Here is a 24,859-nt window from a genome sequence, read left to right on the forward strand (position 1 = left end):
AATTCGTTTATAATCGGCTTACACTTATGGGGACTGGATGCGTCTGGTCCTCTTTTAATTTTTTTAAAAAACAGATCACAGTAATAAGCGAGATTTTCTCGAATAATTACTGTGATCTGTTTGGTTTAAGTATTACTTTGAACACTGATACCCCATACCTCAAGGCTTGAACCGGTACCCGGCTCCCCAGACTGTCTGAATATACTTCGGATTGCCCGGGTCCTCTTCGATTTTGTCGCGGAGCCTGTTGATATGCACGGCTACTGTGGCATTATCGCCTACGGCATCATAACCCCAAATCCGCTCGTATAATGAGTCCTTGCTGAACACGATGTCCGCATTGACCACAAGAAAATATAAAAGATCAAATTCCTTTTTCTTCAAATCCAGCTCGCGCCCTTTAAGATAAGCTCGATGCGACTGGGTATTGATGACGAACGGTCCCATTTCAATGCTGCTGTTCTGGGCCATCGTCACATTTCCGCCCTTGAGGCGTTCATATTGTGCCAGGTTGGATTTGACCCGGGCGACCAGCTCACTTGGAGAAAAGGGCTTGATGATATAATCATCGGCTCCGAGTCCCAGACCGCGGATTTTATCAATATCCTCTTGCTTGGCTGTAACCATCAGGATCGGAATATCGAGCTTGTCTCTGAGCTTGCGGCACACGGAAAAACCATCCTCGCCCGGCAGCATCAGATCGAGCAGAACGAGTTGAAATTGTCCCGAAAGCGCCTTTTCTACCCCGGTTATCCCGTCTTCGGCGATCTCCACCGCAAACTGGTTAATTTCCAAGTAGTCACGCTCTATCGAAGCGATGGCGCTGTCATCTTCAATTATTAATATTTTCTTCATGCTATAGCCCCTTTGCTTAGAACTGGCAGCTTGATCACCATACATAAACCGCCCGCCGGAGAGGGCTCAGCATGGATACTTCCGCCCATCCGGTCCACTGCCTTTGCCGTTATCGCAAGTCCTAATCCGCTGCCTTTATTCGGATTTTTGCGCGAAGGATCGCTGCGGTAGAACACATCAAACAATTTATCCAGGGCTTCCACCGGCACACCAGGCCCATCATCGTCCACATAGATCAAGACCTCGTTACCCTTGACCTCAGTACGTATGCTTACATGACCTTGCTCTTTAATTTTATATTTCAGGCTATTTTCCAGAAGGTTAGTAAAGATGCTGTTAAGCTGAACCGGATCTGCAAAGATAAGCACGTGGTCTGCTGCCAGAGCAGTGACGCTCACTTCCAGCCCGTTCTCTCTATATTCTTCAGCGGTAGCTTTAACTAGCGACAATATCTCCTGATTAACTTCCAGCGCTTCCGGGTCGTACGGATAATCCCCCAGGTCCATTTTTGAAAATAAAAAGATTTTGGCCACCATCCGGTCGATGTCCTCGGCTTTGGTTTTAATCATGCGGATATAGTTGATTTGAGACTCCCGTGTCTGGGCCACGCCATCCAATAAGCCTTCTGAATAGGCCCGGACCGAGGTTAGCGGAGAGCGGAGATCATGGGATATTCCGGCAAGAAGCTCTTTCCGGTTCTCCTCCTGTTTCTGTATAAGCTGTACAGATTCTTTGAGGCGTACAGCCATATCATTAAAATCCTCGCAAACGGAGGCGAATTCATCCTTGTTCTCGTACCGGATTCTAACATCCAGATTGCCGTCCCTGAGCTGATGAACGCCGTCCACCAAAGTATCCAGGGGCTGCTTAATCCGCTTGAACACAAAGCGGGTAAGAAACCGGTTCGTTAAGACAATGGCGGCTATGGTGCCCACGAAGAATAAAATACCCAGAATAATGATCTCAGGCGGGACTTCATCATAATTGTAATCAGATATGATGTTGTAAATGATCACGGTATACGTTGTGCCGTTTACGTTCATCTTCTCTGCGTACACTTCTTCGTTTTTGAGGGAGGCGGAGCCTTCCCCGTGCAATGCCCAAATCGCCTTAGTAAGCTCTCCCGAATACTGGCTGTGAAGAGTTCCGAAGCTGAATAGACTCTTTTCCGAAGAGTAAATATCCAGACTCAGCTCATTTTTTTCCAATATCTTCTCCAGCGCTGCCTTATTTTTGTCCCGTTTCTGTTCGTTTCCGTTCTCAAGAAATTGCTTGGCTCTCTGAATCAGATCGCCGCGCGAGTCAAAGAACTGATTATCTTTTTGAACGCTGTCCTGCGAGGCTCGAAAAATAATCTCCCCGCCCACAAAGATGATAAGCAGTGAAATGAGCACAGGAATTACAATCATCAGGATATTTGAAATGAACAAGCGCCGCTTAATGGTCATACCATTTCCCAGTCCCTTCCTGTAGCCGTTTCTACTTGTTCAATCATATCATAATACCCCTGGATCATTAGTCCGTGCGCAGTGCATAAATCGGCCGTAGCCGTGCTGCTTTGTTGGCTGGCAATAGTCCGAAGAATACACCGATGAAGAGGGAGAACAAGAACGATATCGTGACCATATTCCACGCATAGCCCACCTGCAGTGAAGTGAACTTTCCGATTAACCAAGTGAAGCCTAATCCGACACCAATTCCTATTACACCGCCAAGGGTGCTTAAGAAGATGGACTCAATCATGAACTGCAATAACACATCCCGCTTTTTAGCACCAATGGCTTTGCGGATGCCGATTTCCCTTGTCCGTTCGTTGACCGAGACAATCATGATATTCATGATCCCGATACCGCCGACAATCAGGGAAATTCCGGCAATCCCTGCGAGTCCGATCGAAAGGGTGTTGGTGGTTTTTTTGACCGTGTCCATCATTTCTTTGGAATCAAAAATGCTGTAGGAATCCTTGGCTTTCAGGAACTTCTTATCCAGGACTGCTCCAATGCTTGTCTTGACGGGCGTAACCTCTTTATCGCTCAGTGCCTTGACGGTAAAATTCTGGATGCCTTTGCTCTGGAGCAGCCGTTCAGCCGAAGCTAAGGGGATGAGAATTTTGTCATCGTTAGATCCGGTAAGTGACGTGCCTTTGGTCTGCAATAAGCCAACGATCTTGAAGGTATTGCCATTAAGCTGTATATCCTGGCCCACCGGATTCTCCGTGCCGTACAGCTTCTTGGCAGTGGACGAGCCGATCAGCGCTACCTTTTGGCGGTACTGGTTATCTATCTCCAGCAGGAATCTGCCGGACTGAACATGAAAATCTCTCACCTTCTCGTAGCTCGGCGTAATCCCTTCGAGCGGGACGGTTTTATTCTTGGTGCGGTATTTGGCTGTAACGTTGCTGCTGATGCTGGGGGAGACGAGATCTACGCCGGGAAGCTTGGCATAGGCCATCACCTCGTCATAATCCAGCGAGTTGACGGCTCCCCGCCCTGTGATCATAACCGACAACTGGTTCGTGCCCAGATCGCTTAGCTGACCCGAAATCTGGCCGGTGACACCCTGTCCGACTGAGACCAGCAGGATGACGGAGGATACGCCGATGATAATTCCCAGCATTGTAAGAAACGAACGAACCTTGTTGCCGATGATGCTCATGAGCGCCATGCGTATGCTTTGAAAAAAGATCATTCGTCATTTCTCCGATCCTCTACCAGATTTCCATCCTGAATCCGGATGACCCGTTTCGCCTGCTTGGCAATCTCCAGATCATGCGTAATCAGAATAATCGTATGCCCCTGGGCATTCAGCATCTTGATCATCTGCATCACCTCTTGCCCTGTCTTCGTATCCAGCGCTCCGGTTGGTTCATCCGCAAGAAGCATAGGGGGATTGCCCGCGAGCGCTCTGGCGATGGCTACCCGCTGCTGCTGCCCCCCGGACAGCTCGCTCGGACGGTGATGCAGCCGTTCGTGAAGCCCTACCTTTTCCAGTGCCGCCTCGGCCAGCTTTCTTCTTTCCCGGTGGGCCATGCCCCGGTAAATCAGAGGCAGCTCTACATTTTCTACAGCGGAGAGCTTCGGCAAGAGGTTAAAGTTCTGAAAGATAAATCCGATTTTCTCATTGCGGATTTTCGCCATACGGTTGTCTGATAGCTTCCTGACATCCTGCCCGTCCAGAGAATAGCTTCCTTCATTTGAAAGGTCCAGGCAGCCGATCATGTTCATGAGCGTTGATTTACCTGACCCTGACGGGCCGATGATTGCCACAAATTCTCCGTGGGTGATTGTGAACGAGATGCCCTTTAATACCGTCATCCGTTCGCCTGCCATCGTATAGCCGTGGACCATATTTTCAATCTGAATCAAGGGTTCACTGCTCATAGTCCACCGCCTCCGGCCGGAGCGTCTCCGCCGTTTCCGCTGTCTTCCCCGCCTCCGCCGAAGAAGCCCTGATCCTGGGAAGCCGGGCTTGCGCCGCTAGGCGCGATTACGGTCGGAATCACCACCTGATCCCCGAGCTTCAGCCCGCTGGTGATCTCAATCTGGCTCTCATCGTGAACGCCGACTTTGACTTCTTTTTCTTCAGGTACAGGGGTCATGTCCGGGCTCGTTGTCTTCGCCGTAGTGTCCAACACCTGAACGAAGTACTTGTCGCCCCTCTGGGTCACGGATTCAATAGGAAGCACCAGAATCCCCTTCTTCTCTTCGATTTGAATCGTCCCCTGCGCCGACATTCCGGCCTTTACAGCACTGGGATCGGTTAGGCGGATTGTAACATCAAACAGGGATACACCGTTTGTAACCTTGCCTTCATCTGCAATTGCGACCACTTTGCCGGAGTAGAGCTTATTCGCCAGAGCATCCAGCTTAACCGTTGCCGCCATTCCCAGCGCGATCTTCGGGATATCCAGCTCATCAACCCGGATGGTAGCGCTCAGATTCTTATAGTCGGTAATCTTGAAGGCTTCCGCGCCGCTCATGACCGCTCCGCCTGAAGATACGCTTATCTTGGTAACCGTTCCATCCATCGGCGCGGCCAATGGGGCATGAGGTGCCTGATCCTTGTGCAGCGCGGCAATTTCAGCCTCAGTCGCCGTGATATCCTCCTTGGATCTTTCAATAGCCAGCTTCGCCGTGTCCACTTCGCCTTGCGCCGCACCATCCATTACAAGCTTCTTATACTGGTCCTGCTTGTCCTGGAGCGCGTTCTGATTCTGCCTTAGCGTGTTAAGCTGCTGCCGCAGGCTGGTGTCCACATTTGTCGCTTTGTACGTCATCAAGACCTGGCCTTTCTTAATCCGCGTATTTGTGTTGACCAATACCCGGGCCACGTTCCCCTGATCCTTGGCGAAGACCGTTTCTGAGTGTGTAGCTTTGACAGAGCCGGAGCCTTTGACAATGACAGAGATGTCTCCCTTTTGCACCGCAGTTGTTTTGACGGTTACCTCGTCTTGTTGCTTGCTTTTGTCTGGCGATAAGGTATATACCGCCGTACCTGTTGCCACAATTGCGATGATTACAGCCGATATCCAGACCCCTTTTTTTATCTTCATAATGATCCTCCACCGTTCGTGTTAGTACTGTCCTTAGGGGCAGGGGTGCTTGTAGGCTCAGGGGTCTTTGGTGTCGGGACGTAGGTCAGATTGTAGGTTTGGCTGCCCAGCTTAATTCGCTCGCCCTGGAACTCGTCGTACAGATTAAGAATGAAATTTCCGCCCTTTAGCGTCTTATATAAGCTGCTGGTGAAGGTTGTGGAATAGGTCATGAATTGTCCTGGTGTAAGATCCGTACCGGGTGTAAGTGTTCTTTCCTGGCTTTGGCCGTAAGGGTCCATTAGCTGGACAACCAGCTTATGCCCATAGGCTCCCATATCATAGATGCTGCTCTTGCCCAGGCTGTAGGTCAGGTTGGTTGAGAGGGTGTCTTGGCCCTCATTCAAAGTCCCTGTAGCGCTGGTTATCGTGAGACTATAAGGGAACAGCTCTACACCGCCGCTAAGAGCGGTTAGAGGAGCCGGCGTTTGCTTGTTCAGTGCGAGTGCTACCGTGTTGATGTAAGCCGTCGGCGTTCCGCCCGGCAGCGTAAGCTTGCCTTCGCTCACGCCCTCCCCGACATAGAGGGTCAGCTTCGAGGTGTCTAAGGACAACGGCAGCTTGCTCCACACGGTTACCAGACTTTTGCCTTTAGGTCCGGTCCCCAGCTCTGATTGGCTGATTTCTGCTTCGTAATAATCATCTCCAGGAGTCTTATAGTACGCTACGAGCTTGGCCTGATCCGATTTACGGGTCTCCTCGCTGTTCATTTCCAGCTCTGTGTACACGATGTTCTTGCTCGTTCCCGGATATACAGTGGTCCGGCGTTCCTTGATCTCCGCCCGTTTGCCTGGCGTTTCAATGTGGAACGATTTGCCCTGGTCTACCGCAGGGACCGCAGCGGCCACCTGTCTTGTGTTCAATGCGAGGAAGGCCTCCGCCGTATCGCCGGAACCGCTGGTAAGCTCGATTTTGATTTGCTCGAAGCTAAGCTCGTAAGGGATTTTGCCGATCACATAATAACTGGCGCTCTCCCCTGAAGTCAGCGTAGGGTCTGAATCGGCTGCAACGACCTGAACCGAGCTGCCCAGATCATAGGTTCCGGCTCTCATCGTCCCGGTGAGCGAAGGCAGCGTAACCGTGGAAGCTTTGGTGTTGCGGATGCGGACTTTGGCTACAACCACATCTTCAGCGGACCAAGGCATACGTTCGATAGAATCCAGATTGATGCCGAAGGTTCCGTAGCTGTTGTCGAGTATATATTCTGAATTTACGTAACGGTCCTGTTCCAGCTTATAAGGAATCTGATAAAAGGCTGCAGGAAAGATGATTTTGCCTTCGGCTGCCGGCTCTACCAACTGGAGCTGAAGGGCTGCCTGGCTCAGTTCAAGCGGCACTTCGGCAGAGAACTGGAGAATCCGCTCCTCAAGCGGCTTCAGTGTAAGGCTGCTGAACGCTTTGTTGTTTACCGGCAGGGTATAACCCTCTGCGGCTTTGACGGATACATCATAGCTCGGCAGGGTTACTGCTTTGTTGCCGGCATTTTTTACCCAGAATTGCAGATTCCACAATGCCTTGTCGCCCTTAACCGTGACGGAGGCTTTTTTCAGTTGTGTCTCCACGGTGTTGCTGTTGATGCCAAGCTTCTTCATCGCATACGAAGCTACGCTGAGGTTTGGAGATGTTGCAGCAGGCAGCACGAAGGAGGACACTGGCAGGCTCACTTTAAGCTCCGTATTTTCCTTGGTGATGGACAGAGACATATTGTTTGTATTTGTATAGGAGGGGAGTTCAGTCAGATAGTAGACCGTTTTCTTCTCCCCGGATTGCACTTTATAGTCACGGCTGGTGTCGCTTAACGCAAGCTCGAACATGGAGCCTCCGGAGGACTCCAGATATACCCGGTAGGCGGGAGCACTGAGTACCTTGGAGCCGAGATTGGTCAGGCTTAAGGCGATTTTGGCATATGTCTTGCTGTTGAAGTGGTAGATTTGCAGAGTCTCCGGCTTGAGGGACACCGGCAAGCTGCTCATGGTGATTTTCTTGCTCTGGCCCCGCTGGACGTAAGAGGAATAGGTTGCCGGGATGGCAAAGGTGCCCAGCTTCTTCTGGTACTCGGAACCGCTGAAGTCCCAGCCGAACATTGAAATTTTAAGCCCGCTGAGCTTGTTCGTCTTGCGGACATTCACGTAGTATGTAACGGATAGCTGGTCCTTGGGGGGGACTTCCACTTTGTTCTTATCTTCGGGTACAGCGTTGCTCTTGATCTCTACGCCTTCAGGGGTTGTAACTTTTGAGAATCCATTGAAAAGCTTATAAGGACTACCGCTTGTATTGGTATAAGTCAGTGTATAAATCAGGCTGTTCCCGGTTTCCTCCTTCGCAAGCTGCACATCGGTCAGCTTCACACTGACGCCAGCCTGAATTGAGATAGAGGCCAGCTTAGCCAGAGCATCGGTATTCTGCGGATTGGCTTTGTTGATAGGAACGCTGGCGGGCGCCGCAAATGCCGGTAAGGGCGGCTGCTGGCTAACAGCAATCGCTCCCGCCAGCAGCACGGCGTAGGCACGGTAGTTCTTCATATTTTTCCCTCCTATTCTTCATAGCCCTATCATAAAAGGCAGTTTTAAAATAGGGATAAATAAAGAAGCGGAGAGTTTGGCGCAAACTTAAACAGAAGTTAAACTTTTTATAAATTGAACGGTTGGTAATTTTTCGCAGAGAGATTGAACCTTTTTGGAATATTGAGCCAATATCCGTTGTAACACCCGAATGGAGGCCGGCCCTATGAAGGACTTAGACTTGAACCCGTGGCTTATCCGGAGGAGCCAGGGTGATGAACAAGCATTTCAAGTTGTATATGAAGCAACACGCGACCATGCTTACCGGTTAATCAGCTATCTCGCTCCGAGCAAGCAAGACACTCCCGACATTATGAGCGAAGTCTATTTGGAGTTGTTCAGAAGTCTGAAGAATTATGATGCGGGACAGAATTTCACCTCATGGTTCAATGGCCTGATTGTCAGACAGGTACGAAACTGGAAACGGAAGGAGTGGCGCCTTTTTCGCATCGCGGAAAAGCTGAAGCTTACCACCTCCAAATCATCCGATCCCGCTGCTGAGCTACAGCTCCTTGTTCTGGATGATCAGCTCGAACTGCTTCCGATTCTGCAGACGCTGTCCCTCAAATTCAGGGAGGTTATCGTTCTGCGCTACTATCAGGATTGCTCGCTGGAGGAGATTTCCGAATTGCTGAAGATACCGTTAGGCACAGTAAAATCCAGACATCATCATGCGCTTAAGCAGTTGCGCCGACGATTCGATCAAGAGGGTTTGCGAAAGGAGGGGGATGGCTTTGTCTATTGAGCAGCAATTGGTAGAGGCGTTCGAACGGGATTCCCGGAAGTGTCCTTCCGACCTGGATGACCGGATTGTGGCGGAATACAGGCAGCAGTTGATGTTGCAAAGGGGAGAACCATTCATGTCCACCAAAAGAAAAATGCCTAAATTCGTCTTGCTTGCGGTTGTTTTTGTCATGCTGTGCGGCTTTGCCTATGCAGGCAGTAAGCTCCTGTTCACGGATAATAAGGAGAAGCTCTCTGTCAGCTATCAAACAGAGCAGCAGTTGCAGTTCAAGCAAGAGGACGTGACAAGGATTCGCGGTTCGCTTGCGGAAGTGAAGGCACAATTAAATCCCGGAGAAACAGCGGTAGTATATCTTAAAGACTATGACCGCGAGGTTCAGGGATCACCCATTGTATACGGTATTAATCAACCAGCCGTACTTCCATTAGACACATGGAAGGCAGCTTTGCAGGAGCGCAGTATCGGGGAGAAGCTTCCTGACACATTTCTGGGAACCTTCAAGCTCGTGGAAGGCATGGAGACCTCGCCATACCAATTCAGTTTCGGCGTGGATGGCTACAAGCTTCTGGATGAGATGAAGGCTGAAAGCAAGAAGTCGGGGAGCGGGATGCTGTGGCGTAAGACCGATGCGGCCCAAGATCTTATTAAGACCTACACTTCTGTATACCGCAATGCGGCCAATGAGTCGCTTTATCTGACCTGGCAAATTGCAGACGGTGCTCCCGGCGTCAAAGCGCTCCAATTGGTTCCACCCAACACAATATACGAGGATATCAAAATAGGCGGCTTAACCGCACATTATCTGATGGACGATCAATCCCTGTTCGGCGAGAGTCCTAAGCATCAGGATGTAACGTGGCTGAGTGAAGCCGGCGGCAAAACCGTGGCCTATCACGTGCAGACTGATTCCCAGGCGATGACCAAGGAACAATTGATTGAGGCGGCTAAGAGCCTGTTCTAAACAGGCAAAAATAGAACGGTTGATTCCATCTGAATTGGAGTCAGCCGTTCTTTGCTGGTGAATTAGGGATTACAGTAATGAAAAAAAGGAACGCAGCAAGCCGCGCTTCCTTGGCGGAGTCGTGAGCTTCACGGCAGCAACGGGGTGGAGTTCTGCATACGGAGAGGGGGATTGGCTGTTCTGAATCGTTTCCAGGGATACCGCCAATTGCTTGATCATTTGCCGCAGGTCCTCAAGCTCCTCGCGCTGCTGGAGCAACTGGAATGACACGACTTCGTCGGCTTTATGGTCGAGTGAGCGCTCGATATCCTTGATCCGCGACAACATGTCCTCCAATGGCTGTTCCTGTGTGGGCGGGAGCGGTTTCTCTTGCAGTGATTTGGGCGGCCCCCCGTCAGCGGGGTTCAGATGAATACGCTCAAGGGCTTCCCCGTGAGTAATGCGGTCTTTAATAGACTCTAGCAGGCTGATTTCCTGTTCCGTGAAAATGTAATGTCCAAACCGGTCCTTAGGAAAGAAATCAGGGAACATGGCAGCCCAGCGTTTGATCGTTGTCTGGCTAACGGAAAGCAGCTCTGCGGCATCCTTTGTTTTCAGATTTTCCATTTCGATTCCTCCAGTTCAGGTAGTGTTTGATAGGAGTAATTCGCTCTTTGGCAGCGGCTACCTGCACGGGTGACAAAGGAAGTGCTCATTCGCTAAACAAAGTGCTATTACGAGCATTTTTATAGGGAAAGGAAGCCGGATGAAAACCTCTGTCCCGGGGCAAGTTAAGGAAAAAGAGCTCAAGGGAGTGGTTGGCATGGCCCGAAGAAACAGGAGATATGTGGTGCCGGGGGCAGAACAGGGGATGCAGACATTTAAAGCAAATGTGATGAAGCAGGAAGGCTACAATGTTGACCTGAGCCGGCCGGACGATGTGAAATATGAAGTGGCTAGAGAGCTGGGAGTACCGCTTGAGCCAGGCAGCAATGGCAGTCTGACTACAGAATCAGCGGGCCAGATTGGCGGCAGAATCGGCGGCTCCATGGTCCGGGAAATGATCCGGCTCGCCCAGGAGCAGCTAGCGAAGAAGGAGAACTCATAAATAATATGACATAATGCTGTCCACTTCTCCGCGCTATAATGGCCTTATAACAAGGATAAGGGGATGAACGATGTCTATTTATACAGTTGAAAAGCCGGAAATCAGACTGGTTGGCGTGAGCGTACGCACTACAAACCAGGTGGAATTAGGGCCGAATGGGCTGTTACCGGGGTTATGGGACACCTACTTTGGCAGCAGCCTGGCATCCCGGGCGGGAATGGGCAGCTCCGAACCTCTCTATTCCTTATATACGGATTATGAAAGTGACGCGAGCGGTGCCTATACAGTGGTTATTGGGCATGAAGTCAGCGAAGAAGCAGCATTCCAGCCGGACGATAAGCTCAGTTATGCAGTGATTCCGGCCAGCAAGTATCTTGTATTTACGGCGGAAAAAGGTCCGGTGAATGAAGTGGTGCCTGAGGCGTGGAGAGAGATTTGGGCATATTTCGAGAAATCGCCGGAGCTAAGAACGTACACAGGCGATTATGAACTCTATCCGTCCCGGAATCTTGATCCCGGCGCTAACGAAGTGCAGATTTACATTGCGGTAAAATAAACCCGATCTATACAAGAAGACACCAGGGATGGTTCATCCCCGGTGTCTTTTTTTTGTTCTTCCACGTGCTGCATTATTTAAAAGGCAACTGAGAAATAGCTCAGCGAGCCCATTTCATAGCTTCGGTGAACCTCTTGGGGCTGACGGTCCGGATTGCCGCTGCCCATCACGATGTAGAGGGGAACGAAATGCTCAGGTCTAGGCACGGCCAGGCGGGCATTTGGAGCTAGCGACGTATAGTTGAACAAGCTGTCCAAATCCTGCTTCCGCATATGCTCGATCAGCCAATCATCGAAAGCGACAGCCTGAGGGTCAGGGGCCGTGGCATCCGGGTTCATGGTGCGGAAATTATGCACGGTTGCGCCGCTGCCAACAATCAGGATGTCCTCTTCATCCAGCCCGCGCAGCGCTTCCCCAATAAGGTACTGCTGGGAAGGCGGCAGGTAGGGATTCACAGATATCTGAACCACCGGGCAATCCGGGACCGGAAACATCCGGGAGAGCGGAACCCAGGACCCGTGATCCAGTCCCCGCTTGATGTCGAACTGAACCGGGATATCTTTCGCGCTGAAGCGTTCAGCAAGGGATTGAGCCAGGGCAACCGAGCCTTTGGCAGGGTATTTGATCTGATACAATGGGTCCGGGAAGCCGCCAAAATCATAGATCATCTCATACACATCATCCGTGGATGAAATGGTAAGCGTCTCTGTTTCCCAATGGGCGGTGAAAATAACAATGGCTTTGGGCTTCAGCGACTGGCCGTACGAGAGAAGGAAATCCGTGCAAGGTGTGTTCTGTATCGCCATCATCGGTGAACCGTGTCCTACAAAGAGCGGGGATATCATTGTAAAGTCTCCTTTAGAATAAAGTGTGATTACTTTCGGTAAATTCACTTACTTACTATATGTAATATAATATACAATACTTACTTGGTTTCGTAAAGTTATTTATTTTTTATATGAAGAATAATTTTTTATAGATTTTATTGGGAATAACTGAAAATTTACTTATAATAATGAATAAGTGATAACACCAGCCGAAAGGAAGTTACCCCTTGTTAGAGACCCTGCTGCTGAATTTCTTGTTTTTGCTGTTCCCGGTACTGTTTGTATTGATTTTTTTTGAAAATAGACCGTATTCCTATAGCCGAAAGATTATTGTTTTGCTGTCAGCAGTGACGATGCTTCTCTGTATTGCCAAGCCGATTCAACTGGAGATGGGGTTTATTTTTGATCTCCGGTACATCCCGTTTATTATCGTAGCTCTATTTGGCGGGTACAGAAATGTCCTCCCGTTATATCTGATACTAAATATTTACCGTTTCTATATAGGTGGAGAGGGAACGATGCATTCCTTTCTATTTTCAACAGTTGTCCTGATTCTGGTGCCGTCATTCAGCGACAGGTTCCTGAAGCTAAGCTCTAAAGCCCGGATCATTTGGGCAACCGTCATTTCTTTTTTTACGATGGGCTGTTATCTGGTCGTATTAAGTATGCTTGTGGAGTCCTTAGACCATCAATTCTGGGTCCTTACTCTTGATGCGGTAGCGACTCATGTAGTGGTGATGAGCATCCTGATGATTTTACTGGAGCGGATCATTACCAATCTTAAGAACCGTGACCGGATTCTGCAGTCGGAAAGACTGAATGTCGTCAGTGAGCTGGCGGCCAGTGTGTCACATGAAATAAGGAATCCGCTTACAGTTACGAGCGGTTTTCTGCAGCTTCTGAACAAATCCGCTAACCTGACCCAAGAGCAGCAAGGTTATGTGGAGCTATCTCTGCAAGAGCTGAACCGCGCGGAAAAAATCGTCAGCGACTACCTCTCTTTTGCCAAGCCGCAATCGGAGAATATGGTGCATTCCAACATGAAGGCGGAGGCGGAGTATACCAAAAATATCATTATGCCGTATGCCACCATACACAAGGTAGATGTTAAGTTCAGCTTCAGTAACACGTTAATTAAATGCTACGACAGGAACCAAATCCAGCAGTGCCTAATCAATTTATATAAAAATGGGATTGAAGCGATGAAAGAGAAGGAGGGCGGGACGCTGCTGATTGATATATCCGAAAAAAAGCACAATATCATCATCAGTATCCAGGACACCGGAATTGGAATGACGAAGGAGGAAATATCGCGTCTGGGCAAGCCGTATTATTCCACCAAGGAAGAAGGGACGGGTCTGGGCATGCTTATGGTCTACAGTACCATTAATAAAGTAAAGGGGGTTATCGAGGTGGAGAGTGAAAAAGGCAAAGGCACAACCTTCCTCATTACAATCCCGACATAAAAATGACCGGGCGCTCAGGGCCTATTTACAGATAATTGGATTTTAGCCCAACGCTGACTGGACAGAAGTCCATTCCCGGAACGGGTTCATGACATAGTATAGGCATAAGACGAATGGGTTTTTAGACTTGAGTGTAATCCTTTGAAGTAGAACGCCAAATCAATCGGAGGTGATTCTATGTGAAGTGCCTTAGGCCAAGAAGGAAAAAACTAATCCTCAACAGGAAAAAACCGAAGCATTGTACTCCGAAAAGGAAATTGACTGGAAAGAAGCCATGTGCCCGCAAGAAAATATATATTTATGTTCCCCGGCCGGTGCCGGGACCACGAGGTTACAGGGGCTACCGTGGGGAACGCGGGTCTGCCGGATTGCCGGGGAACCAGGGGCCGCAAGGCATGCAAGGGGCAGCGGGATTGCCGGGATCTCAAGGACTGCAAGGCGAGCAGGGAACGGCCGGATTGCCGGGAACCCAAGGGCCGCAAGGCATACAAGGATTGCCGGGGGCGGCTGGAGCGCAGGGGCTGCAAGGCATGCAAGGAGCAGCCGGAGCAATTGGAGCGCCAGGGCTGCAAGGCGAGCAAGGGGCAGCCGGAGCGCAGGGACTGCGGGGCGAGCAAGGAGCAGCGGGAACGGCTGGAGCGCCAGGCCCGCAAGGCGGGCAAGGGGCAGCGGGAGCGGCTGGAGCGCCAGGTCCGCGAGGCGAGCAGGGGGCAGCGGGAGCGGCTGGAGCGCCAGGTCCGCGAGGTGAGCAAGGGGCAGCGGGAGCGCCAGGTCCGCAAGGCGAGCAAGGCCCGGAAGGTCCCCAAGGACCGCCTGGGCCTTTGCCCAAGGTCACTATCATACCTACTGTAAGCAGATACCTGTGTATTCCGAGCACAGATATAGTTATGACTGAGTCTGCAGCTATTCCGGCTAATCAGTTCACAGATGATAACGGGAATCCGGTGGTTTCTTTTCCTGTGTTGGATGTAAATGGTTATAACGATCTTTACATCAACGGGATGCTGCAAGAAGGCAATACGTACAGCGTGGGTGCAACTGCCTTGAATTTTAGCCCGGGCGGGGGCGTTATCTACTCAGGTACGCCAATTATTTTACAATTTCTGCAGTTCTTTGCCATGGTTTCATAAATGGACGCTGCTTCGCCCTCACTTTCCTCTTCTACTACCATAAGATAGAGTAGAGGAGGTGAAGAACATGGCTATCGTTAAACCATTTATGACTGTTAATAGATTCTCTGCCACAATTGGAGATGGAACTGGTACAGGCGCTACGTTCAACATTCTTGCTACTGCCACTACGAATGATGCCGGAACGGCTGCGACTGCATTCCCGACAGCACCAGCGTATTACAATCTGTATCTCAATGGACAGCTTCAAACGGGTGACACTTCATCCGTTACCACTACCGCAATCACTATTCCAAATGGTGATACTCTTAATGCAGCGACTCCCGTGCTTATTGAGTTCACTATCAACTAATCACTAGCTTTATTTCTATCTTCACCAATCTTTTAACTTCCCAAGGCTATCCCCTGCAGCGTCGCAAGATACGGGGGGATAGCTTTTTGATTAAACGGAAGCTTTCCGTTGACGGCTGCAATGGGAAAGTCTCTGAGGAAATGGTAAAGTATTTCTTGAGCAGAAAAATATCAGGAAGTCTAATCAGGAGGCATAGCAATGAGAGATGAACTTATCGCGCAACTAAATGCTTGGCATGAGGAGGACAAGTATCAAGAAATCGTAGACCGTATTAAGGAGACCCCTACGATATTGATTGATGATGAACTGGCCACTCATTTGGGGAGAGCGCTGAATAATCTGGGACGTTACAAAGAAGCGCTGAAGTGGTTCACGAAGACTGCCGAGCAGGGAAAAAAGGACCCGCTATGGCATTTCCGTGTGGGTTATGCCCACTATTATTTGGATCAGCTTCAGGATGCCATCAGGGAATTTGAGATTGCGCATAAGCTGGACCCTGAGGATGAGGATACCATACAGTTTCTCGAATGGAGCCGGAACGAAGCGGCCGCAGCACCTGCAGCGGATGATGCTGAAGAAGAGGAATAAATGCCCGGTAACGGCGGCTTCGGGAATCGTATAAAGGGGCTGTCCCCATCGTTCGGGGACGCCACTTGTTAAAATATAAGAAAGTATAAGTTTCAAACTATACTTTATCCTTACATTTCCCGCTGAAACGGATACCTGAAAGCGATACGGAGTATCGCTGCTTCGGATGATTAGGTTCCTTCTAAGGACGGCGTAGCGTTTCTCTACTTGCTCAAGTTCACCCTTCGGAAGGAAATCCGTGTGTTCTGCTGCGCCAGGCTATCAGAAAGGCAAGGACCAGCAGAACAAACAAAGCCCACGGGAACGTTACGACGCCCGTTGTTTCGAGCAGAATCCCACCAACCACACCACCGCCTCCAATGGCCAGATTCCATGCTGTCACGAGCATGGATTGAGCCACATCCGCACTTTTCCCGCCAGCTACGGCAATTGCTGTCTGCAGCAGCGTCGCCGCTCCCCCGAATGTTAACCCCCATACGCCAACCGCCAGATAGATTACGAGAGGCTGGCTGGTGCCTATGCCAAGCAGGACAGACGCCAGGGCAAATGCAGCGACGCTGATCAGAACCAGCAGTCTCAGGTGGCGGTCGATCCAGATGCCGGTCATCCAGATGCCAAGAAGCGCTGTAATGCCGAAAATAAGCAGCACTAGGTCTACTTGCCCGGTAAGCCCGGCCTGAGTGAGGTAAGGAGCTATATAGGTATACAGGATATTGTGGGCCAGGACCCAGGCCAGCACGACAAACAATATCGGCCGTACTCCTGGGGCAGTGAAAATCCTGTGGAGAGGGAGCCGCTTGTCTGCGGCCTCTCCCGGATAGTCCGGCAGCTTCCAGAGCACCCAAACGGTCAGCAGCAGCGCGAGCAGCGACAGGATGCCGAAGACATTGCGCCAGCCGGCAAGATCACCTATCCAGGTTCCGACGGGGACACCGAGCGCCAGAGCAAGCGGCGTTCCTGTCATAGCAACAGCCATAGCCCGGCCTTTGAGCTGCTCCGGTACCATACGCCGGGCATAGCCTGCGACCATTCCCCATAGGACACCAGCGGATATACCCGCGAAGAAACGGGCCACAAGCGTTAGAAGATAGCTCGAAGAGAACGTAGTAACGGTGTTGAATACAAGGAAACCAAGAATACATGCCAACAGCAAAGGCCGCCGTCTCCATCCGCGTGTTGCGGCGGTCAGAGGGATTGCAGCAAGCAGCGAGCCCAGGGCGTACAGGGTAACCAGTTGACCTGCCATGGCCTCCGTCACTCCAAGCCCGGTACTGATCTGGAGCAATAATCCGGCGGGGATCGTTTCGGTTAGTATACAGATAAACCCTGCCATAGCCAGGGCGAGCAGCCCGGTCCAGGGGAGACGCTCAGAAACGGCCGGACTGGAGACTTGCTGTGAGGATGAAGCTAATCCGCTGTTCATTTCGCACCCCTCTCTTGTGTTGTTCATTCTTTATTCAATCTGCCATAGACGGCATTGCATAGGTCAACTGTAAACGGACCAGACATGCCCTCCAGTGCGGTATTGGTGAAGGCTACCACGCTTAACCGCTGCTCAGGATCAACGAACCACGAATGGCCATAGGTGCCACCCATGCGCCATGTGCCGGGCGATTCCGCAGTGTCTGCGGCGATAGGGTCTTTAAGCACCGTAATCCCCAAGCCAAAACCTCTCCCTGGCCAGTAGGGCATAGGCAGATCACCAATCTGATTGGTGGTCATTTCGTGAACCAGGGATTCCGGCAGCAGAGGCGCTCCACCCTTGCGCAAGGTTTCCAGCAGTTGCAGAAAATCCCCGGCGCTGCCGGTCATGCCGGCCCCCCCGGAAGGATAGGCGGTATGGTCGAGCGCCCGCCCGGGGGCAAGCCGGAAGCCTGCTGTGCCTTCCACAAAAGCAAGGCCATCCGGATTAGCTAGAGGCCGCAGCCCCGGAACGTCATCGGCATAAGCCGTGGTCAGCCGCTGCGGGTCCACTGCAACAAAACCGGTATCGTTCATGCCGAGTGGCCGGGTCACGAGTGAATGGATGGCTTCGCTGAGTGTGGACCCGGTGACTCTGGCAATCACAGCCCCCAGCACATCTGTTGCGATAGAATATCTCCACTTCGTGCCTGGCGTATATAGGAGCGGGACAGAAGCGATACGCCGCAGGTTCTCTTCGAGCGTGATGCCGGGCTGATCCATGCCATCGGATACATCGGCCTGCTCATAGGAACCGCCCTCTTCCTGAAAGAAGCGGTAGGTTAATCCAGCGGTGTGCGTCATTAAGTGACGGATCGTCACTGCCGCGATCTCGCCGTTCCCCAGACGTGGCTGAAATTCCGGCAGCCAGTGGTCCACGCGGTCGTCGAGGCTCAGCCGGCCTTGGGCAACCAGCACCAGAGCAGCCGTGGAGGTAATGGGTTTGGAAACCGATGCGAGCCGGAACAAGGCGTCCTCCTGCATAGCCAGGTTCAGCTCACGGTCGGCATAGCCGGCGGCCCGGCTGTATATGACCTTCCCGTCTATCGCTACCTTGATGACAGCACCGGCCAGGCGCTTCTCGCTTAATGTCTGGTCAACTACTTGGTTGATGCGTTCCGGGAGACGGTCCGGGTTAATCATGTTCGAATAGTGCATATTTAACATCCTTTCGCTATAGTTAAAGCGGTGGCCGCTTTACTATTGTAAGCACATTATATTAAATCACCCGACTTGATTACATAAGCCAATAAAGATAAAATCCACATAAAACGTTAAAAAGAAAGGAGTTTCAGACAGCTAACCTTAATATTAAAGGAGTGTTCAAACATGGACTCTACTGACAAGCAAATCCTGTTCCATCTTCAAGGCCAGGCGAGAATTTCCATGACGGAGCTGGGGAAGAGTGTCGGATTGTCACAGCCCGCAGTAACGGAAAGAGTTAAGCGCATGGAGGAAAAAGGAATTATAAGCGAGTACCGGACCATTATTTCCCCTGAGAAAATTGGAAGGTCATCTGCCGCCTATATGCTTTTTCGTACAAGAGATTGTTATGGCTTCCTTGATTTTTGCCGTGACCATCCCGATGTCGTTGAATGCTATCGCATCAGTGGAGAACATAATTATCTGTTAAAGATAATGTCCGATTCCACGCAGGGGCTTGAGGCGTTCGGGATCGAATCTGATAAATACGGTACGTATACGACTCTAATCGTGATGTCCTCGCCTATTGAGCCTAAGTTTCTAATTCCTTCGCTTGATGAGACGAACGTAAATTTACTGGATTAGTCAGCAGCCAGGGGGCAGCACTTTGCCTAATGCTGTACCCTTATACGAGGATCATGATGTAAAAATGTTTAGCTCTTGTTTTTAGTGGGGAAATAGGTGGAAACGACAAAGGAGGCACATACATAGTGGAACAGAATTTGCTGGCACAACTGTCACAGTGGCATGAAGAAGATGAACATACCAGCATCGTCAGCCGCATTATGGAAATTCCTGAACCGGAGAGAGATTACACACTCGTCGGCCTGTTAGCCAGAGCGCTCAATAATCTGGACCGGTACGGGGAGGCACTGGAGCAACTGCTGCGTATTGCCGGGCCTGGCAAGCAGGACCCGATTTGGCATTACCGCGCAGGCTATTCCTACTACTATCTGAAGCAATATGACCAAGCGGTACAGGCTTTTGAGCGGGCGAACGAGCTTGAACCCGGCGATGAAAACATTCTGGATCTGCTTGACTGGAGCCGGAGTGCGGCGGGGCGGGAGGAGCGGCAGCGGCAGCGTTTTGCAGCAGCACAGGCCAGTAGTGGACATTCAGGCGGGGGGCGTTATGAGCCGCAGGAGTTCGCGGGCTTCTGGGAGGATAGCGCCTATGCTTTGAAATCCTATGTATCCGATCCGCCTACGGACGAGCTGATTGCATCGGTTGAGCAGGAGCTGGGCTATAAGCTTCCGGCCTTTTATATCGGGATGATGAAGCAGCATAATGGAGGGGTTCCCTATAATACCTGCTTCCCTACTGAAGAAGCGACCTCCTGGGCAGAAGATCATGTGGCGATTACGGGAATTCTGGGCATCGGGCGGGAGAAGAGCTATTCCCTGTGCGGAGACCTCGGCAGCCGCTTCATGATCGAGGAGTGGGGTTATCCCGATATTGGTGTGGTCTTCGGAGATTGTCCTTCCGCCGGGCATGATGTGATCATGCTCGATTACCGGGCCTGCGGCAGAGACGGCGAACCGGCGGTAATTCATGTGGATCAGGAAGCCGATTACGAGATTACCTTTCTGGCAAAGGACTTCGAGAGCTTTGTGCGGGGACTGGTAAATGAGGAGGTCTACGATACATCGGAAGCGGATAAGAAAGAGGCACTGCGGAAGGTTGCAAACGGAGCCTTCTCACCCCTGCTGGCGGAGCTGTGCGGTACTGTGACGGAGGTAGACGATATAGAGGGCGTAATCCGTACGGTCTGCACAGAGATTGTAGAGGACAAGGGGCATTTTTCTCTCCATGCCGATGAACGGTCCACCCTGATGTACGATGTGCAGTTCTGGCTCTATACCAGAGCCTACCCGGACACGAACCGGGCAGACTATCTGGAGGTGTATTCGAAAATGATCGCCTTCGGCGGCGAATTCGGAACCGGCGGCTACGCGCCTTCGTTCCTTTCGGATTGGCTGGATAAGCAGATCCGGCAGGGCAGGATTGTAGAGCGCGGCGGTGCGCTTGCCTTCACGGATGAGGCGAGAGAGGGCTTGCTGCACAAGCTGAACAGCATAGCCGTGCCTGCGGCAGGAAGCGTAGCCCCGTTCATCCTGGTGGAGCAGGCACACGGCGGGATGTCGGTCATTCTAAATGCCGGCTCGTACAAATCCTGGCTGTTCGGCACGCGGGCAGACGAAGGCTTCGAAGGCAGCGGCTACGACTGGGCTTCCCTGGCGGCGGTGTTCTTGGAAGAGCAGATGCCGGAGCTGGCGGAAGTTATCCATTTCGACCCGGAAGCCGGTATGTTCTGCGCATATTCCAGCAATAAGGAAGCTATTCTCAGCTTTGCCACCGGGTTCAAAACGGCTTGTGAAGATGATACTCTAATTCAAGACCTGTTCTCCCGTGCCGAGCTGGACTGACGGTTCCACAGCGGTCGCGGGGAACCGTTCTTGGAACCATTCCGTGAACATAACATAGTCCTTCTCCACCTGATTAGCATAAGCGTAAGCCCAATGCGACAGGTAAGAGGCAAAAGCCTCCGGGTCCGGTCCCATAGCCTTGGCGATTTCCTGCTCACTATGATACGTCAGAATGCCTTGGTCCACATCGGCATCGGCCCGGGCATGCATTTTTGCGGTTAAGCAGCCCATCACCTCAAGCACCCGGATCATATCCTCCGCAGTTTGGATATCTTTCGGCTCCAGTCTTTTTTTATAAGGGGAGCGTTCTCTTACATAAAAGTGCCGTTCCTCCAAGGTCAGATAGCCCAGATAAGAGTCTGCCTTATGGTGCATCGCCTGCTGCGTAGCTGTCACACGCTTGCCTTGATGCCCGAAGGAATTCCAGAAGGCTTCGGAGTAAGGCATTTGGAGGTATAGCAATGAAACTGGCAGAAGCGTATTTTTTTCACGACGATCCCAGCGACTTCTGGTCGCTGGCTAAGCAGCTCGGAATCCATGATGCTGTGATATCTCTGCATGAGCAGCCGGGCTACCGGCTGACTGAATATGATTTTTTGGCCCGAGTTCAGAAGAAGTATGCTGACCATGGCTTGGGTGTCAAGGTTATCGAGAGTATGCCGCTCTGTAACCATATCAAGTTCGGACTTCCCGGCCGCGATGAGGAGATTGAGGCTTTTAAAGAACTGATTACCAATATGGGCAAGCTGGGCATTCCTGTATACTGCTACAATTTCATGGCCGGGTTCGGCTGGTTCCGCACCTCAACCGAAATGGAGACCCGCGGCGGCGCACTCGTCTCCGGGTATGATCACGAAGCGATGCGCGATGTGCCGCTGACGGAATTTGGTGTCGTGACAGAAGAGCAACTATGGGATCACCTGAAATACTTCCTGGAACGCATTGTTCCGGTTGCCGAGGCCGCGGGCGTCAAGCTCGCACTGCATCCCGATGATCCGCCTGTCTCACCAATCCGCGGCATCGCCCGCATTCTGCGCAGCGCTGAAGCCCTTCAACGGGCCATCGACCTGGTGCCGAGTCCGAACAACGGGATTACCCTGTGCCAGGGAACACTTGCGGCAGCCGGGGAGGATATTCCGTCCGTGATCCGGCAGTTCGGAGAGCAGAATAAAATTAACTTCGTTCATTTCCGCGATGTCTCCGGCACGGCTGAACGTTTCCACGAGACCTTCCATGACAACGGCAAAACAGATATGTACGAGGCCATGAAGGCATACCGCGAGGTCGGCTTCGACGGTCCGATCCGTGCCGACCATGTACCCACCATGGCCGGTGAGCCGAACATTAATTCCGGCTACGAGGTATTGGGCCGTCTGTTCGGCAACGGCTACATCATCGGATTAATGGAAGCTGTCGGGTATAAGCACCGCCTATGAATTCTCTGGATTAGCCCGTTCCGCTAAAATGCACACAAAAATGTCCTTTAGGAGAATTTGTCCTGAAGGACATTTTTAATTGTGAACTAGCGCCCTACGTCCTTGAGCTGATTAATAGCTATATACGTACACCTTGGTCCGCAGTGCATCGCCACATGTAATTGTACGAACAGCCTGCTTGCCCGGCAGGGCGAAGCACACACTGATCACGACCGCGCCAGGAGGCAGCTCCTGCCTGAACTTATCCGCCAGCCGCGCCATCGCGCCGGGGAACAAGTAGCAGAGGACAATATCGGCATGCTCATAGGAGCTGCGGTACATATCTCCCCGGACATAGCGCAGTCTTCCATGAAGCTGCTCTCCGGCGCCGGAGGCAGGCAGCATGCGCACAGCTATTCCGGCCAGCAGCCGGGAAGCCCACAGGGGAATGCTTGAATTCTCAATGCCGGTCAGCCGCTTGCCGGGGCAGCGGCGGATCACCTCCAGACCCAGCGTGCCCCAGCCGGAGCCGGCTTCTACGATATTGGCATATCCCGAAATCCGGCTCACTTCTCCGGCTACAGCTTGTCTTACCACCCCGGAAGCGGGCATGGGGGATATCCCGTTGCGCCAGCTCTGCAGCACAATAGATAGTACGGACAGCAGGACTCCACTCGCAAGGAGCCACGGAATGATGTCTACGATAAGCATACCTGCCTCCTTTTCCTATCTATGATACCAGTGAACTGGAGTTAATGCGATTTGGTTGCAGCAAACCTCTCATCAAATTCTAATCTGCCTGCAAAGTCTTTCTCATCCTTCATGCCCTACTCTAGGGGTAATTACAATGAATGGAGGAGAACGGAATATGAAAAACGCATGGAAACTGCTGCTGGCAGGAGCTGCTGTGGCCGCGGCAGTATTCTATATAGGACTTGGGGCAGCCGAGTCACGGCAGGTGGTTGATTCGGCCTTCGAATCTTCAACAGCAGCACCAGCTTCTAAGCCGCAGTCTTCCGCCGCAGCGGTCATGACATCCTCACAGGCAGTGCTGCAGACTTCGGCAGGAGGGTATTCTTGTGACAAAGGCATCACCCGCGTCAATGTGCCGTCCAGCACACAAAGTGTCTCTATCGCGAATACCAATGGAACGATTGATATCAAGGAGGGAAAGGTCAAGGACATTGAAATCCATATGACCGTGGATGTAGATCAGGCTTCCAAAGAGGAAGCGAAGCGGGTGGCAGACAAGGCAGGCATTCAGGTGAGCAAAGGCGCGAAGCTGGAGATCAAGACCTATAGTGAGCCTTATGGAAATATGCATTATCCCAGCATTAATCTGACGGTTACTCTGCCGCAGCGGATGACGGCTGATCTGGAGGTGAAGGAGGAGAACGGCAATCTTACTTTGTCAAATCTTTCTAACACAGGTAAAATCAAATTATCTACTGTGAACGGTGACATCGGAGCCTCCGGCATCGGGAGTGATATCTCCCTCCATTTGGTAAATGGCAATGTGGATGTATCCGATGCTGCAGCAAGCGTGACGGTCTCACTGACCAATGGAGATGTTGAGGCCGATCAGATCGCCGGACCTTTGAAGATGAAGATAACGAATGGCAACCTGACTGCCCGAAATGCATTCTCCGCTATAGAAGCTGCCGCCACAAACGGAAGTATCGACATAGCCAGTGGAAGGGTCGGCGGCAATTGGAAGGTGTCTACGATGTTCGGCGATATGGAGCTGGCCTGGCCCGGAAGCTCAGACGTGCAGGTGGATGCGAAATCCGCTTTTGGTGAAATTGAGACGGATTTTCCGCTGACGGTGAAGAATCACAGGGCAACCGGGCAGATTGGTAAGGGCACGTACCGAATTGATGTGCAGTCTATGTCCGAGCTGTCGCTATTGAAGATGAACTGATTAGTGCAAAGAGGTGGACAAAGAAATTGAAGGAACGTGTCTTGATCATCGAGGATGAAATCGCCATGATCCGCCTGCTGGAGCTGGAGCTATCCTATGAAGGCTATGAGATCACGGTTGCGGGCGATGGCTTTACGGGAGCGGATAAAGCGCTGAAGGAGCATTTTGACCTGATTCTGCTGGATTTGAACCTACCCGGAATTAACGGGATTGAAGTCTGCAAGCGTGTACGCGCGGTCAAGCAGACGCCGATTATTATGCTGACAGCCCGGGATACGGTCAGCGACAGGGTGCGGGGACTGGATACGGGAGCGGATGATTATGTGCCTAAGCCGTTCGCGATTGAAGAGCTTCTCGCCCGCATGCGTTCCTTGCAGCGCAGGCTCCATGTGGCGGAAGCCGGGGAGGAAGTGCTATATGCGAAGGATTTGATGCTCGACGTGGCTTCGCACCGGGTCACCCGTGCGGGACTAGAGATCGAATGCTCGCAGCGCGAGTTCGAGCTGCTGCACTGTCTGCTTGCGCATAAGAACCGGCTGATGAACCGTGAAGCGCTGTTGAATCTCGTATGGGGTTATTCCTATGAGGGTGAGACGAATGTCGTCGATGTCTATATCCGGTACGTGCGCATGAAGGTAGATGAAGGGTTCGAAGACAAGCTGATCCATACCGTCCGTGGCAGCGGCTATATTCTAAGAGACTGAAGGTGAGCGG

The 24,859-nt window shown here is 51.6% G+C and carries 26 protein-coding genes; 14 read left to right on the top strand and 12 right to left on the bottom strand.

Annotation, left to right across the window (positions count from 1 at the left end):
- Nucleotides 1–159: 159 nt before the first annotated feature.
- The 6 genes from B212_RS0128205 to B212_RS0128230 form a co-directional block, all read right to left on the bottom strand.
- Nucleotides 160–855 (bottom strand): response regulator transcription factor, encoded by a 696-nt coding sequence (locus tag B212_RS0128205; protein ID WP_019914668.1) that lies wholly within the window; start codon nucleotides 853–855, stop codon nucleotides 160–162.
- Nucleotides 852–2,303, bottom strand: a complete 1,452-nt coding sequence (locus B212_RS0128210) for a sensor histidine kinase (RefSeq protein ID WP_019914669.1) — start codon at nucleotides 2,301–2,303, stop codon at nucleotides 852–854. Before B212_RS0128210 ends, B212_RS0128205 begins: the two co-directional genes overlap by 4 nt.
- Nucleotides 2,304–2,370: 67 nt before the next feature.
- Nucleotides 2,371–3,543: an ABC transporter permease gene (locus B212_RS0128215; protein ID WP_019914670.1), complete on the bottom strand. Its 1,173-nt coding sequence runs from the start codon at nucleotides 3,541–3,543 to the stop codon at nucleotides 2,371–2,373.
- A complete protein-coding gene (locus tag B212_RS0128220; RefSeq protein WP_019914671.1) occupies nucleotides 3,540–4,235 on the bottom strand; it encodes an ABC transporter ATP-binding protein in 696 nt (231 codons plus the stop codon). Before B212_RS0128220 ends, B212_RS0128215 begins: the two co-directional genes overlap by 4 nt.
- The gene (locus B212_RS0128225) at nucleotides 4,232–5,407 is read right to left on the bottom strand and encodes an efflux RND transporter periplasmic adaptor subunit (protein WP_019914672.1); all 1,176 of its coding nucleotides are present in this window, start codon (nucleotides 5,405–5,407) and stop codon (nucleotides 4,232–4,234) included. Before B212_RS0128225 ends, B212_RS0128220 begins: the two co-directional genes overlap by 4 nt.
- Nucleotides 5,404–7,968, bottom strand: coding sequence for a hypothetical protein (locus B212_RS0128230; RefSeq protein WP_019914673.1), 2,565 nt, complete (start codon nucleotides 7,966–7,968; stop codon nucleotides 5,404–5,406). Before B212_RS0128230 ends, B212_RS0128225 begins: the two co-directional genes overlap by 4 nt.
- Before the next feature lie 205 nt (nucleotides 7,969–8,173).
- Here B212_RS0128230 and B212_RS0128235 point away from each other — a divergent pair, with 205 nt between their 5' ends.
- Both B212_RS0128235 and B212_RS0128240 read left to right on the top strand, forming a co-directional pair.
- A complete protein-coding gene (locus tag B212_RS0128235) occupies nucleotides 8,174–8,752 on the top strand; it encodes a sigma-70 family RNA polymerase sigma factor (protein WP_019914674.1) in 579 nt (192 codons plus the stop codon).
- Complete coding sequence (locus B212_RS0128240) at nucleotides 8,742–9,713, top strand: hypothetical protein (protein ID WP_019914676.1); 972 nt, start codon at nucleotides 8,742–8,744, stop codon at nucleotides 9,711–9,713. The genes B212_RS0128235 and B212_RS0128240 overlap by 11 nt, the downstream gene beginning before the upstream one ends.
- A 69-nt stretch (nucleotides 9,714–9,782) precedes the next feature.
- Here the strand turns inward: B212_RS0128240 and B212_RS0128245 are convergent, their stop codons facing one another.
- Complete coding sequence (locus B212_RS0128245) at nucleotides 9,783–10,319, bottom strand: MerR family transcriptional regulator (RefSeq protein ID WP_019914677.1); 537 nt, start codon at nucleotides 10,317–10,319, stop codon at nucleotides 9,783–9,785.
- Between the two features lie 196 nt (nucleotides 10,320–10,515).
- Here B212_RS0128245 and B212_RS0128250 point away from each other — a divergent pair, with 196 nt between their 5' ends.
- Both B212_RS0128250 and B212_RS0128255 read left to right on the top strand, forming a co-directional pair.
- Entirely contained in the window at nucleotides 10,516–10,800 is a 285-nt protein-coding gene (locus tag B212_RS0128250; RefSeq protein ID WP_028531080.1) for an alpha/beta-type small acid-soluble spore protein, read from the top strand.
- A gap of 70 nt (nucleotides 10,801–10,870) precedes the next feature.
- Nucleotides 10,871–11,356, top strand: a complete 486-nt coding sequence (locus B212_RS0128255) for a GyrI-like domain-containing protein (protein ID WP_019914679.1) — start codon at nucleotides 10,871–10,873, stop codon at nucleotides 11,354–11,356.
- Between the two features lie 77 nt (nucleotides 11,357–11,433).
- Here the strand turns inward: B212_RS0128255 and B212_RS0128260 are convergent, their stop codons facing one another.
- Nucleotides 11,434–12,201 carry a DODA-type extradiol aromatic ring-opening family dioxygenase gene (locus B212_RS0128260; protein WP_019914680.1) on the bottom strand — a complete coding sequence of 256 codons (768 nt, stop codon included), beginning with the start codon at nucleotides 12,199–12,201 and terminating at the stop codon, nucleotides 11,434–11,436.
- Between the two features lie 209 nt (nucleotides 12,202–12,410).
- Between B212_RS0128260 and B212_RS0128265 the strand changes: the two genes are divergently transcribed.
- The 5 genes from B212_RS0128265 to B212_RS32645 all read left to right on the top strand — a co-directional run bounded on the left by B212_RS0128265 (nucleotide 12,411) and on the right by B212_RS32645 (nucleotide 15,719).
- The gene (locus B212_RS0128265) at nucleotides 12,411–13,649 is read left to right on the top strand and encodes an ATP-binding protein (RefSeq protein WP_019914682.1); all 1,239 of its coding nucleotides are present in this window, start codon (nucleotides 12,411–12,413) and stop codon (nucleotides 13,647–13,649) included.
- 276 nt (nucleotides 13,650–13,925) lie between these two features.
- Nucleotides 13,926–14,501 carry a hypothetical protein gene (locus B212_RS35600; RefSeq protein ID WP_232231513.1) on the top strand — a complete coding sequence of 192 codons (576 nt, stop codon included), beginning with the start codon at nucleotides 13,926–13,928 and terminating at the stop codon, nucleotides 14,499–14,501.
- A 35-nt stretch (nucleotides 14,502–14,536) separates the two neighbouring features.
- Complete coding sequence (locus tag B212_RS35605) at nucleotides 14,537–14,779, top strand: DUF4183 domain-containing protein (RefSeq protein ID WP_051128192.1); 243 nt, start codon at nucleotides 14,537–14,539, stop codon at nucleotides 14,777–14,779.
- A 67-nt stretch (nucleotides 14,780–14,846) separates the two neighbouring features.
- Entirely contained in the window at nucleotides 14,847–15,131 is a 285-nt protein-coding gene (locus B212_RS0128275; RefSeq protein ID WP_019914685.1) for a DUF4183 domain-containing protein, read from the top strand.
- A gap of 198 nt (nucleotides 15,132–15,329) precedes the next feature.
- The gene (locus B212_RS32645) at nucleotides 15,330–15,719 is read left to right on the top strand and encodes a tetratricopeptide repeat protein (RefSeq protein WP_019914686.1); all 390 of its coding nucleotides are present in this window, start codon (nucleotides 15,330–15,332) and stop codon (nucleotides 15,717–15,719) included.
- Nucleotides 15,720–15,936: 217 nt separating this feature from the next.
- Here B212_RS32645 and B212_RS0128285 read toward each other — a convergent pair whose 3' ends face one another.
- Complete coding sequence (locus tag B212_RS0128285) at nucleotides 15,937–17,142, bottom strand: MFS transporter (protein WP_019914687.1); 1,206 nt, start codon at nucleotides 17,140–17,142, stop codon at nucleotides 15,937–15,939.
- Nucleotides 17,143–17,165: 23 nt separating this feature from the next.
- Nucleotides 17,166–18,338: a serine hydrolase domain-containing protein gene (locus tag B212_RS0128290; protein WP_019914688.1), complete on the bottom strand. Its 1,173-nt coding sequence runs from the start codon at nucleotides 18,336–18,338 to the stop codon at nucleotides 17,166–17,168.
- Nucleotides 18,339–18,509: 171 nt separating this feature from the next.
- Between B212_RS0128290 and B212_RS0128295 the strand changes: the two genes are divergently transcribed.
- Nucleotides 18,510–18,968: an Lrp/AsnC family transcriptional regulator gene (locus B212_RS0128295; protein ID WP_019914689.1), complete on the top strand. Its 459-nt coding sequence runs from the start codon at nucleotides 18,510–18,512 to the stop codon at nucleotides 18,966–18,968.
- A gap of 125 nt (nucleotides 18,969–19,093) precedes the next feature.
- Entirely contained in the window at nucleotides 19,094–20,809 is a 1,716-nt protein-coding gene (locus tag B212_RS0128300; RefSeq protein ID WP_019914690.1) for an Imm51 family immunity protein, read from the top strand.
- Here B212_RS0128300 and B212_RS0128305 read toward each other — a convergent pair.
- Nucleotides 20,771–21,256 carry a DUF2252 family protein gene (locus tag B212_RS0128305; RefSeq protein ID WP_084673433.1) on the bottom strand — a complete coding sequence of 162 codons (486 nt, stop codon included), beginning with the start codon at nucleotides 21,254–21,256 and terminating at the stop codon, nucleotides 20,771–20,773. The genes B212_RS0128300 and B212_RS0128305 overlap by 39 nt on opposite strands.
- A gap of 14 nt (nucleotides 21,257–21,270) precedes the next feature.
- Between B212_RS0128305 and B212_RS0128310 the strand changes: the two genes are divergently transcribed.
- Complete coding sequence (locus B212_RS0128310; RefSeq protein WP_019914693.1) at nucleotides 21,271–22,245, top strand: mannonate dehydratase; 975 nt, start codon at nucleotides 21,271–21,273, stop codon at nucleotides 22,243–22,245.
- 111 nt (nucleotides 22,246–22,356) lie between these two features.
- Here the strand turns inward: B212_RS0128310 and B212_RS0128315 are convergent, their stop codons facing one another.
- On the bottom strand, nucleotides 22,357–22,935 hold the full coding sequence (locus B212_RS0128315; protein WP_019914694.1) for a class I SAM-dependent methyltransferase: 579 nt from the start codon (nucleotides 22,933–22,935) through the stop codon (nucleotides 22,357–22,359).
- 157 nt (nucleotides 22,936–23,092) lie between these two features.
- Here B212_RS0128315 and B212_RS0128320 point away from each other — a divergent pair, with 157 nt between their 5' ends.
- Together B212_RS0128320 and B212_RS0128325 are read left to right on the top strand one after the other, a co-directional pair.
- On the top strand, nucleotides 23,093–24,145 hold the full coding sequence (locus B212_RS0128320) for a DUF4097 family beta strand repeat-containing protein (RefSeq protein WP_019914695.1): 1,053 nt from the start codon (nucleotides 23,093–23,095) through the stop codon (nucleotides 24,143–24,145).
- Nucleotides 24,146–24,171: 26 nt separating this feature from the next.
- Nucleotides 24,172–24,849, top strand: coding sequence for a response regulator transcription factor (locus B212_RS0128325; protein WP_019914696.1), 678 nt, complete (start codon nucleotides 24,172–24,174; stop codon nucleotides 24,847–24,849).
- Nucleotides 24,850–24,859: the final 10 nt, after the last annotated feature.

Origin of the sequence: Paenibacillus sp. HW567 (assembly GCF_000374185.1) — a bacterium.
GTDB lineage: Bacteria > Bacillota > Bacilli > Paenibacillales > Paenibacillaceae > Paenibacillus_AQ.

Bases quoted from the DNA above. Each gene is read 5' to 3' on its own strand.
- B212_RS0128205 (WP_019914668.1), bottom strand. From the start codon at position 855: ATGAAGAAAATATTAATAATTGAAGATGACAGCGCCATCGCTTCGATA.
- B212_RS0128210 (WP_019914669.1), bottom strand. From the start codon at position 2,303: ATGACCATTAAGCGGCGCTTGTTCATTTCAAATATCCTGATGATTGTA.
- B212_RS0128215 (WP_019914670.1), bottom strand. From the start codon at position 3,543: ATGATCTTTTTTCAAAGCATACGCATGGCGCTCATGAGCATCATCGGC.
- B212_RS0128220 (WP_019914671.1), bottom strand. From the start codon at position 4,235: ATGAGCAGTGAACCCTTGATTCAGATTGAAAATATGGTCCACGGCTAT.
- B212_RS0128225 (WP_019914672.1), bottom strand. From the start codon at position 5,407: ATGAAGATAAAAAAAGGGGTCTGGATATCGGCTGTAATCATCGCAATT.
- B212_RS0128230 (WP_019914673.1), bottom strand. From the start codon at position 7,968: ATGAAGAACTACCGTGCCTACGCCGTGCTGCTGGCGGGAGCGATTGCT.
- B212_RS0128235 (WP_019914674.1), top strand. From the start codon at position 8,174: ATGAAGGACTTAGACTTGAACCCGTGGCTTATCCGGAGGAGCCAGGGT.
- B212_RS0128245 (WP_019914677.1), bottom strand. From the start codon at position 10,319: ATGGAAAATCTGAAAACAAAGGATGCCGCAGAGCTGCTTTCCGTTAGC.
- B212_RS0128250 (WP_028531080.1), top strand. From the start codon at position 10,516: ATGGCCCGAAGAAACAGGAGATATGTGGTGCCGGGGGCAGAACAGGGG.
- B212_RS0128255 (WP_019914679.1), top strand. From the start codon at position 10,871: ATGTCTATTTATACAGTTGAAAAGCCGGAAATCAGACTGGTTGGCGTG.
- B212_RS0128260 (WP_019914680.1), bottom strand. From the start codon at position 12,201: ATGATATCCCCGCTCTTTGTAGGACACGGTTCACCGATGATGGCGATA.
- B212_RS35605 (WP_051128192.1), top strand. From the start codon at position 14,537: ATGACTGAGTCTGCAGCTATTCCGGCTAATCAGTTCACAGATGATAAC.
- B212_RS0128275 (WP_019914685.1), top strand. From the start codon at position 14,847: ATGGCTATCGTTAAACCATTTATGACTGTTAATAGATTCTCTGCCACA.
- B212_RS32645 (WP_019914686.1), top strand. From the start codon at position 15,330: ATGAGAGATGAACTTATCGCGCAACTAAATGCTTGGCATGAGGAGGAC.
- B212_RS0128285 (WP_019914687.1), bottom strand. From the start codon at position 17,142: ATGAACAGCGGATTAGCTTCATCCTCACAGCAAGTCTCCAGTCCGGCC.
- B212_RS0128290 (WP_019914688.1), bottom strand. From the start codon at position 18,338: ATGCACTATTCGAACATGATTAACCCGGACCGTCTCCCGGAACGCATC.
- B212_RS0128295 (WP_019914689.1), top strand. From the start codon at position 18,510: ATGGACTCTACTGACAAGCAAATCCTGTTCCATCTTCAAGGCCAGGCG.
- B212_RS0128305 (WP_084673433.1), bottom strand. From the start codon at position 21,256: ATGCCTTACTCCGAAGCCTTCTGGAATTCCTTCGGGCATCAAGGCAAG.
- B212_RS0128310 (WP_019914693.1), top strand. From the start codon at position 21,271: ATGAAACTGGCAGAAGCGTATTTTTTTCACGACGATCCCAGCGACTTC.
- B212_RS0128315 (WP_019914694.1), bottom strand. From the start codon at position 22,935: ATGCTTATCGTAGACATCATTCCGTGGCTCCTTGCGAGTGGAGTCCTG.
- B212_RS0128320 (WP_019914695.1), top strand. From the start codon at position 23,093: ATGAAAAACGCATGGAAACTGCTGCTGGCAGGAGCTGCTGTGGCCGCG.